Consider the following 18,766-nt stretch of genomic DNA (forward strand, 5'->3'; position numbering starts at 1 on the left):
GCTGTTATTTCTATTCCAAAAGCCAGACTGAAAATGAACGTCACTTATTTACACGACGAGGATTTAGACTTTCTTCAGCATTGTAGCGAAGAACAACTCGCCGATTTCGCCCGTTTGCTGACGCATAACGAAAAGGGCAAGGCTCGCTTGTCAAGCGTCCTTAGTCATAACGAGCTGTTCAAAGCGATGGAAGGTCACCCGGAGCAACACCGCCGTAACTGGCAGCTCATTGCCGGCGAGTTTCAGCATTACGGCGGCGACAGTATCGCCAACAAATTGCGCGGGCACGGAAAACAGTACCGCGCGATTCTGCTGGATGTCGCAAAACGGCTAAAACTCAAAGCAGATAAAAGCATGTCGACGTTTGAAATAGAACAGCAACTGCTGGAGCATTTTTTACGTCATACCTGGCAGAAGATGGACGCGGCGCATAAGCAGGAATTTCTGCAAGCCGTAGACGCCAAAGTTTCTGAACTGGAAGAACTGCTGCCGCTGCTCATGAAAGATCGCAGTCTGGCAAAAGGGGTCTCCCACCTGCTTTCCACCCAGCTTACCCGCATTTTGCGTACCCATGCCGCAATGAGCATCCTGGGCCACGGATTGCTGCGCGGCGCAGGTCTTGGCGGCCCGGTCGGCGCGGCGTTAAACGGCGTCAAAGCGATGAGCGGCAGCGCGTATCGCGTGACTATTCCGGCAGTGTTGCAAATAGCCTGCCTGCGACGAATGATGGCAGCCGTTCAGGCGTGAATGCCCTCACTGGGGGAAATATTTTCTTTTCCCCCTTATTAGATCATAGACAGTCCTCTTCCCCCTGATTATTATGCCGCGCCCCGAATACGGAACTCGTTATTCTGGGAAACTATTTCACCATTCAATTATGATGATTTTGAGGAATTATGGGCAACACTAAGTTGGCTAATCCGGCACCGCTGGGCCTGATGGGCTTCGGCATGACCACCATTCTGCTTAACCTGCACAATGCCGGTTTTTTCGCCCTGGACGGTATTATTCTGGCGATGGGGATTTTCTACGGCGGTATCGCGCAAATTTTTGCCGGTCTGCTGGAGTACAAAAAAGGCAATACCTTTGGTTTAACGGCCTTTACCTCTTACGGTTCGTTCTGGCTGACGCTGGTCGCTATCCTGCTGATGCCGAAAATGGGCCTGACGGATGCGCCTGACGCTCAGCTACTCGGCGCTTATTTAGGTCTGTGGGGCGTGTTCACGCTGTTTATGTTCTTCGGTACGCTGAAAGCCGCCCGCGCGCTGCAATTTGTTTTCCTGAGCCTGACCGTACTGTTCGCTCTGCTGGCGGTCGGCAATATCACCGGTAACGAAGCCATTATCCATATCGCAGGCTGGGTTGGTCTGGTTTGCGGCGCCAGCGCTATTTATCTGGCGATGGGTGAAGTGCTAAACGAGCAATTTGGCCGCACTATTCTGCCAATCGGCGAGGCGCACTAAATCTCTTTTATTCCTCCCGCACCGGGAGGAATAACCCTACTATCAGTATCTCCCGGTCAGGACGACATATTCTCACGTCTGGCGCTCTTTGGACGGAAAGCGGCAACCACTTCCGGCGCGGTTTCGACATACGGCCCGTCAAGCAGCTGTATGCAATACGGCACGCTCGCAAAAATGCCCGGCACGCTAACGCTGCCATCGTCCGCTTTTACGCCTTCCAGCGTTTCTTTGATCGATTTTGGCTGTCCAGGCAGATTAAGAATTAACGCCTGTTTACGGATAACGCCCACCTGGCGGGAAAGAATGGCGGTCGGCACAAAGCGCAGGCTGATCTGGCGCATCTGTTCGCCAAAACCTGGCATTTCACGGTCGGCGATGGCAAGGGTCGCGTCCGGCGTGACGTCGCGACGCGCCGGACCGGTACCGCCAGTGGTCAGCACCAGATGACAGCTCATCTCATCAACCAGTTCACACAACGTTTGCTCGATAATTTCCTGTTCATCAGGAATTAAGCGCCGCTGGACCTCGAAAGGCGTGGTCAGCGCAGAAGCGAGCCACTCCTCAAGCGCAGGAATGCCTTTATCCTGGTAAACGCCGCTTGAAGCGCGGTCGGAGATAGAAACTAAGCCAATACGTAAGGTATCCATGATTATTCCGTTTAAACAGTCTCGTTAAACAGAATGATACACTGCGAAGGGAAGGACAGACAGGTTTCAGAAGAGGTAGCGTGACCCATATCAGGGCCACGCGTTAATGATTACAGCAGATCGCCGATCATTTTTTCCAGTTTTTCCTGGTCTACCGCAAACTTACGGATACCATCCGCCAGTTTGTCCACCGCCATGGGGTCCTGGTGATGCTGCCACAGGAACTCGGCTTCGGTAATGCGTTCCGGGCGCGCTTTGACTTCGCCGGAGAAAGAGAGCTTACGCTCAATCGCCCCTTCGCTTTCCGCCAGTTCTTTCAGCAATGCCGGTGCGATAGTCAGGCGGTCGCAGCCCGCCAGCTCCAGAATTTCGCCTACGTTACGGAAGCTTGCGCCCATAACGACGGTTTCGTAACCATGCTGTTTGTAGTACTCGTAGATTTCCGTTACGGAAACCACGCCCGGATCTTCAGCTGGCGCATAGTCTTTCTTGTCGGTATTGGCTTTATACCAGTCAAGAATACGACCTACGAACGGCGAGATCAGGTAGACGCCCGCTTCGGCGCACGCACGCGCCTGCGCGAAGGAGAACAGCAGCGTCAGGTTACAGTTGATGCCTTCTTTTTCCAGCTGTTCGGCTGCGCGAATGCCCTGCCAGGTGGACGCCAGCTTGATCAGGATACGATCGTTGCTGATACCCGCATCATTGTAGAGTTTAATGATACGTTTTGCTTTGGCGATAGACGCTTCAGTGTCATAAGACAGACGCGCGTCAACTTCGGTAGAAATACGCCCCGGCACCAGCTTCAGGATTTCCAGGCCAATATTCACCGCCAGCTTATCGGTCGCGTCAACAACCTGCTGCGCGCGGTCGCTGCTCTGCTGCTTCGCCCAGGCGACAGCATCGTCAATCAGCTTACGATATTCCGGGATTTGCGCTGCGTTAAGAATGAGAGAAGGGTTAGTTGTAGCATCCTGCGGCTGGTACAGCTTCATTGCCGCGATATCTCCGGTATCAGCCACTACGGTGGTGAACTGACGAAGGGAGGTCAATTTGTCCGTCATGATAGAGTTTCTCTTTAAACAGCTTGTTAGGGGATGTAACCGGTCTACCCTGATGATAACACGACGCACTCACAGCGCAACCGCCTACATGCACCTGGCTGCCCTTGTGCACTGTTTGCGTATCTGCCGACGGTTGATGCGCAATTAAAGGATACCGCCGTATTTATGATAAACTGCCGTTAATATTAGTCTGACAAGGTCATCTACATCATGGGTCACGCTTATACAGGATCATCAAAGCGTGACGGCATCAACAAGAGGGACGTTAATGCCTGAGTTTTTCAGTTTTATTAACGAAATACTCTGGGGCTCGGTAATGATTTACCTGCTGCTCGGCGCAGGATGTTGGTTTACCTGGCGTACCGGATTCATTCAATTTCGTTATATTCGCCAATTTAGCCGCAGTCTGAAAGGCAGCCTTAGCCCGCAGCCAGGCGGCCTGACGTCATTTCAGGCACTGTGTACCAGCCTCGCGGCGCGGATTGGCAGCGGTAATCTGGCCGGCGTGGCGCTGGCTATCGCCGCAGGCGGTCCCGGCGCGGTATTCTGGATGTGGGTCTCGGCCATCATTGGCATGGCGACCTCCTTCGCCGAGTGTTCGCTTGCCCAGCTTTATAAAGAACGTGACCCGACAGGCCAGTTCCGCGGCGGCCCGGCGTGGTATATGGCGCGTGGGCTGGGAATGCGCTGGATGGGCGTGGTTTTCGCCCTCTTTCTGCTCGTCGCCTACGGGTTGATTTTTAATAGCGTGCAGGCGAATGCCGTCTCACGCGCGCTCCATTTCGCCTTCAACATTCCGCCGCTTATCTCCGGCATTGCTCTGGCGTTCTGTGCCCTGTTAATTATCATTCGCGGCATCAAAGGCGTCGCCCGTCTGATGCAATGGCTGATTCCCATCATCGCGTTATTGTGGGTCGCCGGCAGCGTATTCATTTGCCTCTGGCATATTGAGCAAATGCCTGGCGTTATCGCCTCGATAGTCAAAAGCGCATTTGGCTGGCAGGAAGCCGCGGCAGGCGCAGCCGGATATACGCTCACCCAGGCTATTACCAGCGGTTTTCAGCGTGGGATGTTCTCTAATGAAGCGGGAATGGGGTCAACGCCTAATGCGGCCGCAGCGGCAACGTCGTATCCACCTCATCCTGTCGCGCAGGGGATTGTGCAAATGATTGGCGTATTCAGCGACACCATTATCATCTGTACCGCCAGCGCGATGATTATCCTGCTGGCGGGGAATCACGCGTCCCATTCGTCAACAGAAGGCATTCAGCTTCTCCAACATGCAATGGTTTCGTTGACCGGTGAATGGGGCGCCAGTTTTGTCGCGCTTATCGTCATTCTGTTCGCGTTCAGTTCTATCGTCGCCAACTATATTTACGCCGAGAACAATCTGTTTTTTCTGCGGTTACATAACGCAAAGGCCATCTGGCTATTACGCCTTGCGACGCTTGGCATGGTCATCGCCGGTACGCTCATCAGTTTTCCGCTGATATGGCAGCTCGCTGACATGATCATGGCCTGTATGGCTATTACCAATCTGACGGCGATTTTGTTGCTCTCACCGGTGGTGTATACCCTCGCCGGCGATTATCTGCGACAACGGAAACTGGGCGTAAGACCGCAGTTCGATCCGCGGCGCTTCCCGGATATCGAACCACAACTGGCGCCAGATACCTGGGATGCGGCATCGCGCGATTAAGCCGACAATCGCAACCATCGGTCAACTCTGCGGCGTTTTTTTGCTAAAGTCGCAGAAAATTCCCTGCAAGGACTGAATATGCTGATTCTGATTTCACCTGCAAAAACGCTTGATTATCAAAGCCCGCTGGCCACGACCCGCTATACCCAGCCGGAGCTGTTGGATCACAGCCAGCAGCTTATTCAACAGGCCCGCCAGCTTTCGGCGCCGCAAATTTCCAGGCTGATGGGAATTAGCGACAAACTGGCGGATCTCAACGCCACGCGTTTTCATGACTGGCAGCCTCATTTTACGCCGGATAATGCACGCCAGGCGATTCTGGCGTTCAAAGGCGATGTTTATACCGGCCTACAGGCGGAAACGTTCAACGACGCGGATTTTGATTTTGCTCAACAACATCTGCGTATGCTCTCTGGCTTGTATGGCGTATTGCGCCCGCTGGATTTAATGCAGCCTTATCGTCTGGAGATGGGGATTCGCCTGGAGAATCCGCGCGGCAAAGATCTTTATCAATTCTGGGGCGATATCATTACCGATAAGCTCAACGAAGCGCTTGAGGCGCAGGGCGATCGGGTGGTGGTGAATCTGGCCTCTGAGGAATATTTTAAATCGGTGAAGCCGAAGAAACTGAATGCCGAACTGATTAAGCCCGTGTTCCTTGATGAGAAAAACGGCAAGTTTAAGGTGGTAAGCTTCTACGCCAAAAAAGCGCGCGGACTGATGAGCCGTTTTATTATTGAAAACCGCTTAACGAAGCCGGAACAGCTTACCGCGTTTGACCGTGAAGGGTATTTCTTTGATGAAGAAACCTCCACACAAGACGAGCTGGTCTTTAAACGCTACGAGCAGTAACGGCATCGCCGGATGGCGGTTACGCCTTATCCGGCCTACAAATCGACACCACCCCATAGGCCCGGTAAGCGACAGCGCCACCGGGCGCAATGGTTACTGGCGGGTCATCATCAGCTTACGCAGGGCGGCAAAATCCGCAGGCAGATGATGTGAAAGCAGCGGCAGGTCGGCGCGTTCGGCGAGCGCTTCAGGCAAGGCCAGCGTTTCTCCCAGAATGGACTCCACGCTTTCTTTAAACTTCGCCGGATGCGCCGTTCCGAGAAACAAGCCATACTCGCCAGGGTTTAACTGGTCGCGTAATGCCCGATACGCTACCGCCGCATGAGGTTCCGAGATATAACCTTTCGCTTTCAGCTCGCGCATCGTCTGTTGTGTCGTAGTGTCATCCACCGCCGCATAGCCCAGCTCAGTCAGACGCCAGATTTTACGGCGGAATAGCTCCTCCACACGCGGCCAGTTATTCGGCTGGCTGACATCCATCGCATTCGACAGGGTCGCCTGCGTCGCTTTTGGCGCCCACTTCCCGTCCTGCAGGAAACGCGGCACCGTATCGTTAATGTTGGTGGCGGCGATAAAGCGTTTCACCGGTAGGCCTAACGACTTCGCCAGCAGTCCTGCCGTCAAATCGCCAAAGTTGCCGCTGGGTACGGAGATCACCAGTTGGTTACGCGCCCCCTGCGGCAGTTGCGCCACGGCTTCAAAGTAGTAGCAAATTTGCGCCAGCAGGCGGCTGATATTAATCGAATTAGCTGAATTCAGCCCCAGCGCCGTTTTCAGTTCTTCGTCATCAAATGCCTGTTTCACCAGCGCCTGGCAAGCGTCGAAATCGCCGTCGATCGCTACGGTTTCAATGTTGCCGCCCAGAGTACAGAACAGTTTTTCCTGCAACGGACTGATTTTACCGCGCGGATAGAGAATGACGACCCGCACATTTTCCAGGCCATAGAACGCGTGAGCCACCGCCGCGCCGGTATCGCCTGACGTTGCGGTCAGAATCGTCACCGGTTTGTCGCCGCTGATATGCGTCAGCATTTGCGCCATAAAACGCCCGCCGAAGTCTTTAAAGGCCAGCGTCGGACCATGGAACAGCTCCAGGCAGCCGACATCGCTTTCTACCTGCGCTACCGGCGCCGGGAAAGCAAACGCCGCGCGGACGCGCTCTTCCAGAATTTGCTGCGGTATTTCATCGCCAATAAATGCCGAGAGGATCTTTGCGCTACGGCTGACAAAGTCCTGGTTGAGCATCTCATCAATTTCCGTCAGGCTAAACTCCGGCAGTTCGTGCGGAAAAAAAAGTCCCTGCTGTTTGCCCAGCCCTTGCGTGACGGCCTGCGCAAAGCTGACCTGCTCATTATGGTCTTTCAGATTATAGAGTTTCATTGATTATCCCACTACTCGTGCGCCCGCCGTATCCAGCCGGCAAATATGAACGAAGCCTTCCTGATTTTGCAGATAATGTTTGCTCAGCCAGTCCGCGACGCGCTGCGCCGTCTCCGGTTTATCGCATAGCGCAAACAGCGTCGGCCCCGATCCGGAAATCCCGCTCGCCAGCGCGCCGATCTCCGACACCGCCTGTCGCGCCTGGCTAAAGCCCGGCAGTAAACGCGCGCGGTATGGTTCGGCAATAACATCTTTCATCAGCGCGGCGGCAAGCTGCGGCTGCCGCGAGTAACAGGCGTGAATAAAACCGGCCAGATGCCGTCCATGCGCAATGCAATCCTGACGGCGATACTGCGCAGGCAAAATGGCCCGTGCTTCTGCGGTAGAAACTTTAATGCCCGGATAAGCCAGTACCCATAGCCACTCATCAAAGCCCGGCACCTGCTGACTAATAATGCCGTTTTCTTCAATCATCAACTGCATACCGCCAAGAAAGCACGGCGCGACGTTATCGTAATGGATGCTGCCGGAGATACGGCCTTCCAGCTCGCCCATCAGCGCCAACAGACGCGTGTCGTTTAACGGTTTGCCGCAGTGCTCATTCATCGCGACCAGCGCGGCGACGACGGAACAGGCGCTGGACCCTAACCCGGAACCAATCGGCATATTTTTTTCCAGCGTCATCGCCACCGGGATGGTTTTCCCCAATGCCTGGCAAAAACGTTCCCAGCACTGATAAACAATATTTTCACGCGGCTCCGGCGGCAGTTTATCGGCAAATCGCCCCAGGTTATGCAGACGGAAATGGTCCGCTGCTTCAACGGATACCACATCGCCCAGCAACGTGCCGTCAACGGGTGTGACGGCTGCGCCCAACACGTCGAAACCGACGCTCATGTTCGCGCTGGAAGCCGGGGCATACACTTTCACCATGTTAAACTCCTAACTTCCATGAGAGGGTCCGTAACAGATCGGCAAACACGCCCGCCGCCGTCACATCATTGCCTGCGCCGTAGCCGCGCAGCACCAACGGCAAGGGCTGATAATAGTGGCTGTAGAACGCCAGCGCGTTTTCACCGTTTTTCACTTTGAAGAGCGGATCGTTACCATCAACTTCGGCAATCTTCACGCGGCACACGCCATCCTCTTCGATATTGCCCACATAGCGCAATACCTTACCTTCATCACGAGCTTTCGCCACACGGGCGGCAAACGCGTCGTCAAGCTGCGGCAGATGCGCCATAAAGGCGGTCACATCGCCGGAGGCGTCAAACTCGTCCGGCAACACCGGTTCAATCACAATATCGGAAAGCTCCAGCTCGCGGCCCGTCTCGCGGGCGAGGATCAACAGTTTCCGCGCCACATCCATACCGGAAAGATCGTCGCGCGGATCGGGTTCGGTATAGCCCATCTCGCGCGCCAGGGCGGTCGCCTGTGAGAGACTCATCCCCTCTTCCAGTTTACCGAAAATAAAAGAGAGCGACCCGGAAAGAATGCCGGAAAATTTTTGCAGTTCATCACCCGCATTCAGCAGGTTTTGCAGGTTTTCGATTACCGGCAAACCGGCGCCGACGTTGGTGTCATACAAGAATTTGCGCCGTGATTGCGCGGCGGCGAAACGTAGCTGATGGTAGTAGTCCATCGACGAGGTGTTCGCTTTCTTGTTTGGCGTCACCACATGGAATCCTTCACGCAGGAAGTCGGCATACTGGTCGGCCACCGCCTGACTGGAGGTACAATCAACAATCACCGGATTGAGTAGATGATATTCTTTCACCAGGCGAATTAAGCGTCCCAGATTGAACGGCGCGTTCGCTTGCGCCAGTTCCGCCTGCCAGTTGTCCAGATTCAGGCCATGCACATTGGTTAGCAACGCCTTTGAGTTCGCCACGCCGCACACGCGTAGATCGATGTGCTTGTTCTTCAACCAGGTTTGCTGACGTTTAAGCTGTTCCAGTAGCGCGCCGCCGACGCCGCCGACGCCAATGACAAATACTTCAATCACCTGATCGGTATTGAACAGCATCTGGTGCGTTACCCGCACGCCGGTGGTGGCATCGTCGTTATTCACCACCACAGAAATGGAACGCTCAGAAGATCCCTGAGCGATCGCCACGATATTGATATTAGCCCGCGCCAGCGCGGCGAAGAATTTCGCTGAAATGCCGCGTAGCGTGCGCATACCGTCGCCGACAACAGAGATAATCGCCAACCGCTCCGTAACCGCCAGCGGCTCCAGCAGCCCCTCTTTCAGCTCCAGATAGAACTCATCCTGCATCGCACGGCGGGCACGCGCGCAGTCACTCTGCGGCACACAGAAGCTGATGCTGTACTCAGAGGAGGACTGGGTAATGAGCACCACCGAGATCCCGGCGCGAGACATGGCGGCGAAAACACGCGCCGCCATCCCAATCATCCCTTTCATTCCCGGGCCGGAGACGCTAAACATCGCCATGTTGTTAAGGTTAGAGATCCCTTTAACCGGCAGGTTATCATCGTCGCTGGACGCGCCGATCAGCGTTCCTGGCGCCTGCGGATTACCGGTATTTTTAATCAGACAGGGGATCTGGAACTGGGCGATGGGCGTAATGGTGCGAGGGTGAAGAACTTTGGCGCCGAAGTAAGAGAGTTCCATCGCTTCCTGGTAGGACATCGATTTCAGCAGCCTGGCGTCCGGCACCTGGCGCGGGTCACAGGTATACACGCCATCGACGTCAGTCCAGATTTCACAGCAGTCAGCGCGTAAACAGGCGGCCAGCACGGCGGCGGAATAGTCGGAACCATTACGGCCCAGCACCACCAGTTCACCCTTTTCATTACCGGCGGTAAAGCCCGCCATCAGGATCATGTGATCGGCCGGGATCTGGCTGGCGGCGATACGGCGAGTCGATTCCGCGATATCGACGGTAGATTCAAGGTAATGGCCCACCGCCAACAGTTTTTCTACCGGATCGATCACCGTGACGCGATGCCCACGCGCCTCCAGAAGTCCCGCCATAATCGCGATCGACATTTTTTCGCCACGGCAAATCAGCGCGGCGTTGATGCTATCCGGGCACTGACCCAGCAGGCTGATACCATGCAAAACATGTTTGATCTGAGCGAATTCTTGTTCGACAACCATTTTCAACCGTGCAAGCGGGAATCCCGGCTGCGCGCTGGCAAGTCCTGCGAGCAGGTCAGAAAAAATACGTTCGGCATCGCTGATATTCGGCAAAGCATCCTGGCCGCCGATAGTTTTTTCAATCATCGCCACCAGATGGTTGGTAATTTTCGCGGGGGCGGAAAGTACGGTCGCTACCTGCCCTTGCCTGGCATTGCTTTCCAGAATATCGGCAACACGCAGAAAACGTTCTGCATTTGCCACTGATGTACCGCCGAACTTCAACACTCGCATGGTTGTTACCTCGTGATCTCTGGTCGAAAAAAAAGCCCGCACTGTTCAGGTGCGGGCTTTTTTCTGTGTTTCCTGTACGCGTCAGCCCGCACCGTTACCTGTGGTAATGGTGATGGTGGTAATGGTGGTGGTGCTGATGCGGTTCATGGATGTTGTGTACTCTGTCATTTTTATTTGTCTGTCTTGTATTCCTATATTGGTTAAAGTATCTGCCCGCCTAAGTCAATAAATTTTTAAATTGATCACATTCCGAAACTTGTTCATGTGCTGCTGGCGATATATTTATTTTCAACCAATTCCCCCTGTCATGATCTCTTGCAACCAGACGTAATCTCTTATTATTTTAAAAATTACAGCACGTTATTTTGTTAGTTTTTTTTCAATATCATGGACCAAACGGTGCAACATTACCGTATCTCGCTGTCCCAGCAGGCCGATTCGCTGTTGTAGCCAGTCGGTTAATTTGTGGTCATCGGTCGCCTCCAGAGTCGTTAGCAGGCGTAAAAGGCGCGCGCGTAACGCCTGTAACTGCGATTCATCAGCAATATCAACGGATTCTGTGGTCTGTTGCATTAAACCTGCTAATTGATAGCAATACACCATGACTGCCTGTCCCAGATTGAGCGAAGGGTAATCCGCCGCCATCGGCACGCCGGTCAATACATCCGCCAGCGCCAGCTCGTCATTGGTCAGACCGGAATCCTCACGGCCAAAAACCAGCGCGGCATGACGCATCCAGCGTGATTTTTCCTGTAATAAGGGAACCAGTTCAGCGGGCGAAGCGTAGTAATGAAATTTTGCCCGGCTGCGGGCTGTCGTCGCGACGGTAAAATCCACATCGTGGAGCGCGTCAGCAAGGGTGTGGAAAACCTCAATATTATCAATAATATCGCCAGATCCATGTGCGACCCAACGGGTGGCGGGCTCCAGGTGCGCCTGGCTGTCGACAATACGCAGGTCAGTAAATCCCATGGTCTTCATAGCCCGGGCGGCTGCGCCGATATTTTCCGCTCTGGCGGGAGCGACAAGAACGATTGTTACACGCATTTCATTACTCTTTTTGACTAATTTACAGGAAATTAGCTGGCGTTTGTAAGCATATTACGCTTCGCAAATTTACAAAATTTTAACTGATATCACTGAAAAAGCATTTTTGATTTCGTAAAAGACGCTACACTATTGCGTATCTGTACTATTGCTGTTTATGTTAACAGAACATCGTTATCCTACTGTTTATTTAGGATAATTTAATTTAAAATAGATCCTGTTCTTTGGATTCATCACATTTATTAGTTGGCTTACGTAACTAGTTGGAATATTGCAAATTTGTGATGAAAGCTAGCATTTAGCTACGATGATTTCATCAAACTGTTAACGTGCTACAATTGAACTTGATATATGTCAACGAAGCGTAGTTTTATTAGGTGTCCGGTACGTCTTAGCCTGTTATGTTGCTGTTAAAATGGTTAGGATGACAGCCGTTTTTGACACTGTCGGGTCCAGAGGGAAAGTACCCACGACCAAGCTAATGATGTTGTTGACGTTGATGGAAAGTGCATCAAGAACGCAATTACGTACTTTAGTCATGTTACGCCGATCATGTTAATTTGCGACATGCATCAGGCAGGTCAGGGACTTTTGTACTTCCTGTTTCGATTTAGTTGGCAATTTAGGTAGCAAACATGCAGACCCCGCACATTCTTATCGTTGAAGACGAGTTGGTAACACGCAACACGTTGAAAAGTATTTTCGAAGCGGAAGGCTATGATGTATTCGAAGCGACAGATGGCGCGGAAATGCATCAGATCCTCTCTGAATATGACATCAACCTGGTGATCATGGATATCAATCTGCCAGGGAAAAACGGTCTCCTGTTAGCGCGTGAACTGCGTGAACAGGCTAACGTTGCGCTGATGTTCCTGACGGGCCGCGATAACGAAGTCGACAAAATTCTCGGCCTCGAAATCGGCGCGGATGATTACATCACCAAACCGTTTAACCCACGCGAATTGACCATCCGTGCCCGCAACCTGCTGTCCCGTACCATGAACCTGGGTACCGCCAGCGAAGAGCGTCGTAGCGTTGAAAGCTACAAGTTCAACGGTTGGGAACTGGATATCAACAGTCGTTCACTGATCGGCCCGGACGGCGAGCAGTATAAACTACCGCGCAGCGAGTTCCGCGCGATGCTTCACTTCTGCGAAAACCCTGGCAAAATTCAGTCGCGCGCAGAGCTGTTGAAGAAAATGACCGGCCGCGAGCTGAAGCCGCATGACCGTACTGTTGACGTTACCATTCGTCGTATTCGTAAGCATTTCGAATCCACGCCGGATACGCCGGAAATCATCGCCACCATTCACGGCGAAGGTTATCGCTTCTGCGGCGACCTGCAGGATTAATTCGGCCCAGGCGCCGAACCGTAAAAACAGCCGGTAAGTTATTCTTACTGGCTGTTTCTTATGCTCCCCTTCCGCTAAGCGGCCTCGCTTTCCCTCCTGACCTGCCGTTATGACGTACTCTTTTACATAAAAATTGTCGTATAGCGCTGTTTATCTCAGCTTGCGAAAGTTAAGGTAGTTTGTGTATTTACATTAAAGAGTAATATACGGGATTTGTTGGTCCCCAAAAAATAAGGGGATGCTCACAGGACGTGAGGTTTCACAGGATGAAAAAATCACCATTATGCTGCTACCTGTTTTGTGCAGCGATGTCAGCTTCATCAGCCGCGCTGGCTGCTACCGCGCCGGTCTCCGCAGGCGTTATTCATTTCAAAGGCCAGATTGTCGAATATGGTTGTAATCTTGCGCCTCACGATCGCAATATCGAGGTATCATGTTTGCGGAATAATATCCCCCATTTGCAGACAGTCGCCACACCGTCTGGAAACGCTATTTCGTTGATGAATGGAATCGCCACGGTACGGCACGTGTCGTTAAAAGATCATCCGGAGATTCAAAGTCTGATCGTCCAGTACCGCTAACCGCTTATGGCTCCCGCCGGGAGGAGTTCCGGCAGGCGGCGATTTCGCTCAGTAAAACGCCGCCCGCCTGCATTTTGTACTTTTCTCTCATTCGTATCCTACAACAGCGATGTTCATCGCTTCGCTATCCTGTACGCTCTACACGCTCGTTAAGCACGGTACCTATGATAGCTGTCATAAAATGATTGCAAATAAAATCATCACATTTACTATGGTTAACCTTACAAACAGCGTTGTCGCTCATGCATTGATAAGGTGAATACATTGACTTAAATATTCTTGTTGGCTATTTTAATTTACTTAATTATAATTTTAAGTGAATATTAAATTTATGTTTACCTTTTAATAGTCAACCACTTTATCAGCCATAATAATGGGGAAGATATGAAGCAGTTAAACGGCGGGAATGTGTATCGTCCCACAGGGAAAGAAAAAAACCTGCAAGCCATTTTAAATATTCATCGGCACGTTATTCAAAACATCTCCCCTGTCACTATTACGGCCGGTAAAACACTGGATATCAAGATTGATAATCAATCCCACATCCTGTTAATCACTAAAGGCGCTATTAAAGTATGTCGGCGTATCGACAGCATTGTAATGGGCTGCGGTGTCTCACCAATGATTTTAGGCCTTGTAGATGCCTATGCTGACTTATACCAGTTAGAAGAGAATTCAGACGTCTTTTTTATCGCCGAAACCACCTGTGAATATTATCCTGTCCCAGTAAAAGATTTTGTGGAAATAGCCGATGAAAAGCATCTCTGGCGTGACATTTCGAACATCCTGATGTACCGCATTGCTTTCATGACTAACCGTGACAGAAACCTTATCGGGCAGGACGCCTATAGCCAGATAAAAGCGCTGTTACTTGAACTGTGGTCGTATCCTGAAAGCTCACGATTTGAGATCAACGCACAGAACTTCATACAACAGAGAACCGGGCTTTCACGCAGCCGTATCATGCAGGTACTTTCAGAACTAAAAGCGGGAGACTATATAAAAATACTGCATGGAAGACTGTTAGAGCTTCGAAACCTGCCGGTTTCATTTTAAACGGACAAGCGTCGTATATTCTTAAAAATAAAGCAATATAGAGTTAAATAAATCCTCCAGGAAATAATAACTATTATCAAAAAAGAGATCTTGCTCTATAAATCTAGTCATCAACCATACTTCTTTAGTGGTATTTTATTAAACTTTGTTACCGGGTCCGAAACTGGACTGCCGTTCAATATTGCATCAGAATTTTTATTGAGTTCATAGTTGATATACGTAGAATAGCCGCCTGCTTATCTACAGAACAGAAAGAAGCGCATACAGAGTAAAATATAATATTTTATTTTATATAGCTATCTTTATTTTTCAGCGAATAGAATCAGGCAACAATTAATATGTTTAATAAGAAAATTATCATCCTGGCAATGTTAACTGCCGTAGCATCCACACCGGTATTTGCCCAGAACACGATTACGTTCAATGGCAAAATTTACGATCAGGCGTGTACGGTTCAGGTTAATGGCTCCACGGATACCACCATTGATTTAGGCAATTACAGCAAAGAACGCATCGCGGAAAAAGGCGCCACAACCGATTACGTGCCGTTTACCGTAAGCCTGGTTAGCTGCCCGGAAGCAGGGACTGGCGTACCAACCCAGGCCATGTTCCGCTTCCACGGCGCAACGGATGATTCCAACCCAACGTACTTCAAAAACGCGGACGAAGGATCGGAAACGGGCGCCGCGGGTGTCGGTATTTCTATTCAGAACGCCTCACATAGCGATGTGACAGATAACACGGATGATGCTGCAGTAAACCTGCCAACCGACGGCTCGAAAGCAGACTTTATCTATTACGCCGCCATGGCAAACGATGGTTCCGCAACCGTAACCGGTGGAGATGTTAGCACTCAGGTTACGTATACCGTTTCGTATCAGTAAGGCATTCTCATCCTGATGTGGACAGGCAGGATGCCAGTCCATAGCGTAAAACATCTTTACAGAGTAAAAAATGAAACACATAAAGAAATCCGTGTTGGTCGTATTACTGACAAGCCATGTTGCCCATGCCAGCATTGTTGTTGGCGGAACCCGACTGGTTTTCGACGGCAATAATGATGAGTCGTCAATCAATGTAGAGAATAAAGACAGCAAAGCGAATCTTGTTCAGTCATGGTTATCGGTTGCCGATCCCCAGGTCACAAATAAGCAGGCGTTTATTATCACCCCGCCTCTTTTTCGCCTTGATGCCGGGCAAAAGAACAGTATTCGGGTTATTCGCTCTGGCGCCCCCCTACCTGCAGATCGGGAATCTATGTACTGGCTCAATATTAAGGGTATTCCTTCTATTGATGATAATGCCTCCGCGAACCGCGTGGAAATCTCCATTAATACCCAAATAAAGCTTATATATCGACCGCCAGCATTAACAAAATCAACGCCTGATAGCCAGAGCCAACAATTAAAATGGCAGACGGCAGGTGATGTTATTACCGTAAATAACCCCACTCCCTATTATATGAACTTTGCCAGTGTGACGCTTAACAGCCATGAAGTGAAATCAGCGACCTTCGTTCCGCCAAAATCATCAGCGTCATTTAAATTGGGTTCTACTGCCGCCCCTCATGGCACGGTAACGTGGCGATTAATCAGCGATTATGGGATGAGTTTAGAGCCGCATTCCGGTTCATTCTAGCCATTAACGACTTCACTTTACTTTTACCCTTTCAGGACTTTTACTGTGCAATTCTCCAGAGTAGAGCCCCGTTCTCAATTAGCGTTATCGTTTCTCTTTATATGCTGTTCCATAAAACCAGCGTTAGCGCATGATCATTTTAATCCATTATCGTTGGAAAATGATGAACCGGGCGTGGAGAATGTCGATCTATCGGTTTTCGAAAAGGGGGGGCAGGCAGAAGGCACCTATAATGTTGATATTTATATTAATAACACCAGTGTTGAAACAAAAAATATTGCCTTTAAAAATAAAAAATCAGCAGATAATAAGCTCTCCCTACAGCCGTGTCTTAGCGTTGAACAACTCAAGCAGTGGGGCGTAAAAACAGAAAACTTCCCCGAGCTTAAAAATGACCCAAACGGGTGTACCGATCTTAGTCTGCTGGCTGGCGCTGTAGCAAAGTTTAATGTCATCGGTAACCGGCTGGATTTAGCGATCCCTCAAATCGCGTTGATCGCCGACCCGCGAGAATTCGTCCCTACCAGCGAATGGGATGAAGGCATTAATGCTTTTTTGCTGAACTACAGTTTTACCGGATCGCAGGATCACGATATTGATGAAAACCGGACGGAAAATAGCGAATACGCTAACCTGCGCCCTGGTATTAACATTGGCGCATGGCGTTTTCGTAACTACTCAACCTGGAATCATGATAGCGATGGGCAAAATAGCTGGGATTCTGCCTACACCTATGTTTCTCGCGATATCGAATTTTTAAAAGGACAGCTGATCGCCGGGGAAAATAACACGCCCGCAGACGTCTTTGACAGTATTTCATTTAAGGGCGTACAGATCTCTTCTGATGACGATATGTTGCCGGACAGTATGAAAGGGTTCGCCCCGGTCATTCGCGGGGTGGCCAAAAGCAGCGCGCAGGTAACCGTTGAACAAAACGGTTATACCATCTACAAAACTAACGTTCCGGCGGGTCCATTCGCCATCAACGATCTTTATCCAACCGGCGGTTCGGGCGACCTGTACGTCACCATCAAAGAATCCGATGGTTCTGAACAGCATTTCATTGTGCCCTACGCCAGCGTTCCGGTATTACAGCGTGAAGGCCACCTGAAATACGACCTGACGGTAGGCCGCACGCGTTCATCAGATACGCATTCCGCGCAACAGAACTTCGCTGAACTGACGGCCTTATACGGATTAGCAGGCGGCATAACCGCCTATGGCGGAATAGAGAGTACGCTGAGCAATGATGTTTATCATGCGGCGCTCATCGGGACAGGCTTAAACCTTGGCGATCTGGGCGCATTGTCTTTAGACGTCACCAACTCATGGTCAAAAATTAAAGCAGGCGATGTGGTTAGCGATACGCTTACCGGACAATCCTGGCGTATTCGTTACAGCAAAGATATTCAGTCAACAGGTACCAATTTCACTGTCGCCGGCTACCGTTATTCGACCAAAGATTACTACGCTCTTGAGGATGTGCTGGATACCTATAGCGATAATAGTCACTATGATCATGTACGTAATCGCACCGACCTGTCGTTATCGCAAGACATTATCTACGGTTCCATTTCACTCACTTTATATAATGAAGATTACTGGAATGACACTCATACCACATCATTAGGTATTGGCTATAACAACACATGGCATAACGTAAGCTATGGCATTAACTATTCTTATACGCTGAACGCCGATAATTCTCAGGATGAAGACGACGATACGGAAGACAGTAATGACCAGCAAATTTCAATCAATATTAGCATTCCGTTAGATGCCTTTATGCCGTCAACGTATGCCACCTACAATATGAACTCCGCGAAAGACGGCGATACCACGCATACTGTCGGTTTAAACGGAACAGCGCTGGCACAGAAAAATCTCTCATGGAGCGTTCAGGAAGGTTATTCCTCTCAAGAGAAAGCCACCAGCGGTAATGTGAGCGCAACCTATAACGGGACGTATGCGGATATTAACGGCGGATATAGCTACGATAATCATATGCGTCGCCTGAATTATGGCGTTCAGGGCGGCGTACTGTTACATCGAAATGGCCTGACACTATCCCAGCCAATGGACGACACCATCATATTGGTTAAAGCCCCTGGCGCAGCGGGTGTCCCCGTGAATAACGAAACGGGCGTGGACACCGATTTTCGGGGTTATGCCGTCGTACCTTATGCTTCGCCTTACCATCGTAATGAAGTCTCTTTAGATACGACGGGCATTAGAAAAAATATTGAGCTCATTGATACCAGTAAAACGCTGGTGCCTACCCGTGGCGCGGTGGTCAGGGCTGAATATAAAACCAATATTGGTTACAAGGCATTGATGGTATTAACCCGCATAAACAATCTTCCTGTTCCTTTTGGCGCGACCGTCTCGTCTTTAACAAAACCAGACAATCACAGCAGTTTTGTTGGTGATGCGGGGCAAGCCTGGTTAACCGGACTGGAAAAACAAGGGCGGTTATTAGTGAAGTGGGGACCAACAGCAGCAGACCGGTGTCAGGTCTCTTATCGTATACCGAGCTCCCCCTCCGCTTCTGGCGTAGAAATCTTACACGAGCAATGCCAGTGATTCTGGT

At 50.8% G+C, this 18,766-nt stretch carries 18 protein-coding genes and 1 other annotated feature; of the genes, 10 read left to right on the forward strand and 8 right to left on the reverse strand.

The window, feature by feature from the left end; all coding sequences use genetic code 11:
- The first annotated feature begins 33 nt into the window (after positions 1 to 33).
- The gene (gene msyB, locus J1G48_RS18980) at positions 34 to 747 is read left to right on the forward strand and encodes an acidic protein MsyB (RefSeq protein ID WP_001103477.1); all 714 of its coding nucleotides are present in this window, start codon (positions 34 to 36) and stop codon (positions 745 to 747) included.
- 149 nt (positions 748 to 896) lie between these two features.
- The gene (gene satP / locus J1G48_RS18985) at positions 897 to 1,463 is read left to right on the forward strand and encodes an acetate uptake transporter (RefSeq protein WP_000528525.1); all 567 of its coding nucleotides are present in this window, start codon (positions 897 to 899) and stop codon (positions 1,461 to 1,463) included.
- 56 nt (positions 1,464 to 1,519) lie between these two features.
- Here satP and mog read toward each other — a convergent pair whose 3' ends face one another.
- Positions 1,520 to 2,110 (reverse strand): molybdopterin adenylyltransferase, encoded by a 591-nt coding sequence (gene mog / locus J1G48_RS18990; RefSeq protein ID WP_000380373.1) that lies wholly within the window; start codon positions 2,108 to 2,110, stop codon positions 1,520 to 1,522.
- Positions 2,111 to 2,220: 110 nt separating this feature from the next.
- Positions 2,221 to 3,174, reverse strand: coding sequence for a transaldolase (gene tal / locus J1G48_RS18995; RefSeq protein WP_000130175.1), 954 nt, complete (start codon positions 3,172 to 3,174; stop codon positions 2,221 to 2,223).
- A 268-nt stretch (positions 3,175 to 3,442) separates the two neighbouring features.
- Here tal and J1G48_RS19000 point away from each other — a divergent pair, with 268 nt between their 5' ends.
- Together J1G48_RS19000 and yaaA are read left to right on the forward strand one after the other, a co-directional pair.
- On the forward strand, positions 3,443 to 4,873 hold the full coding sequence (locus J1G48_RS19000) for a sodium:alanine symporter family protein (RefSeq protein ID WP_001113812.1): 1,431 nt from the start codon (positions 3,443 to 3,445) through the stop codon (positions 4,871 to 4,873).
- 78 nt (positions 4,874 to 4,951) lie between these two features.
- Positions 4,952 to 5,725 (forward strand): peroxide stress protein YaaA, encoded by a 774-nt coding sequence (yaaA, locus tag J1G48_RS19005; RefSeq protein WP_000906175.1) that lies wholly within the window; start codon positions 4,952 to 4,954, stop codon positions 5,723 to 5,725.
- Positions 5,726 to 5,818: 93 nt separating this feature from the next.
- Here the strand turns inward: yaaA and thrC are convergent, their stop codons facing one another.
- From thrC to yjjY, 6 genes are all read right to left on the reverse strand, one after another.
- Positions 5,819 to 7,105, reverse strand: a complete 1,287-nt coding sequence (thrC, locus tag J1G48_RS19010; RefSeq protein ID WP_000781109.1) for a threonine synthase — start codon at positions 7,103 to 7,105, stop codon at positions 5,819 to 5,821.
- Positions 7,106 to 7,108: 3 nt separating this feature from the next.
- On the reverse strand, positions 7,109 to 8,038 hold the full coding sequence (gene thrB, locus J1G48_RS19015; protein WP_000241685.1) for a homoserine kinase: 930 nt from the start codon (positions 8,036 to 8,038) through the stop codon (positions 7,109 to 7,111).
- Position 8,039: 1 nt separating this feature from the next.
- Entirely contained in the window at positions 8,040 to 10,502 is a 2,463-nt protein-coding gene (gene thrA, locus J1G48_RS19020) for a bifunctional aspartate kinase/homoserine dehydrogenase I (RefSeq protein ID WP_001264677.1), read from the reverse strand.
- A 25-nt stretch (positions 10,503 to 10,527) separates the two neighbouring features.
- Positions 10,528 to 10,648 (reverse strand) — a sequence feature (Thr leader region).
- Positions 10,584 to 10,649 carry a thr operon leader peptide gene (gene thrL, locus J1G48_RS19025; protein ID WP_001575544.1) on the reverse strand — a complete coding sequence of 22 codons (66 nt, stop codon included), beginning with the start codon at positions 10,647 to 10,649 and terminating at the stop codon, positions 10,584 to 10,586. (Overlaps the previous feature by 65 nt.)
- 213 nt (positions 10,650 to 10,862) lie before the next feature.
- Positions 10,863 to 11,549: a tRNA/rRNA methyltransferase gene (locus J1G48_RS19030; RefSeq protein WP_001266771.1), complete on the reverse strand. Its 687-nt coding sequence runs from the start codon at positions 11,547 to 11,549 to the stop codon at positions 10,863 to 10,865.
- A 399-nt stretch (positions 11,550 to 11,948) separates the two neighbouring features.
- Positions 11,949 to 12,089 (reverse strand): protein YjjY, encoded by a 141-nt coding sequence (gene yjjY, locus J1G48_RS19035; RefSeq protein ID WP_001541509.1) that lies wholly within the window; start codon positions 12,087 to 12,089, stop codon positions 11,949 to 11,951.
- A 95-nt stretch (positions 12,090 to 12,184) separates the two neighbouring features.
- On the opposite strand from yjjY, the gene arcA reads away from it, so the two are divergent.
- The 6 genes from arcA to J1G48_RS19065 all read left to right on the forward strand — a co-directional run bounded on the left by arcA (position 12,185) and on the right by J1G48_RS19065 (position 18,759).
- Positions 12,185 to 12,901: a two-component system response regulator ArcA gene (arcA, locus tag J1G48_RS19040; protein ID WP_001194357.1), complete on the forward strand. Its 717-nt coding sequence runs from the start codon at positions 12,185 to 12,187 to the stop codon at positions 12,899 to 12,901.
- 266 nt (positions 12,902 to 13,167) lie between these two features.
- Positions 13,168 to 13,482 carry a hypothetical protein gene (locus J1G48_RS19045; protein WP_000749515.1) on the forward strand — a complete coding sequence of 105 codons (315 nt, stop codon included), beginning with the start codon at positions 13,168 to 13,170 and terminating at the stop codon, positions 13,480 to 13,482.
- 384 nt (positions 13,483 to 13,866) lie between these two features.
- Positions 13,867 to 14,538 (forward strand): winged helix-turn-helix transcriptional regulator, encoded by a 672-nt coding sequence (locus tag J1G48_RS19050; RefSeq protein ID WP_000811635.1) that lies wholly within the window; start codon positions 13,867 to 13,869, stop codon positions 14,536 to 14,538.
- A 338-nt stretch (positions 14,539 to 14,876) separates the two neighbouring features.
- Positions 14,877 to 15,422, forward strand: coding sequence for a fimbrial protein (locus J1G48_RS19055; protein ID WP_000482236.1), 546 nt, complete (start codon positions 14,877 to 14,879; stop codon positions 15,420 to 15,422).
- A 70-nt stretch (positions 15,423 to 15,492) separates the two neighbouring features.
- Positions 15,493 to 16,176, forward strand: a complete 684-nt coding sequence (sthA, locus tag J1G48_RS19060; protein WP_000680522.1) for a fimbrial biogenesis chaperone SthA — start codon at positions 15,493 to 15,495, stop codon at positions 16,174 to 16,176.
- Positions 16,177 to 16,221: 45 nt separating this feature from the next.
- Positions 16,222 to 18,759 (forward strand): fimbrial outer membrane usher protein, encoded by a 2,538-nt coding sequence (locus tag J1G48_RS19065; protein ID WP_001160707.1) that lies wholly within the window; start codon positions 16,222 to 16,224, stop codon positions 18,757 to 18,759.
- Positions 18,760 to 18,766 lie beyond the last annotated feature (7 nt).

This window comes from Salmonella sp. SAL-020 (genome assembly GCF_017372215.1).
Lineage (GTDB): Bacteria > Pseudomonadota > Gammaproteobacteria > Enterobacterales > Enterobacteriaceae > Salmonella > Salmonella enterica.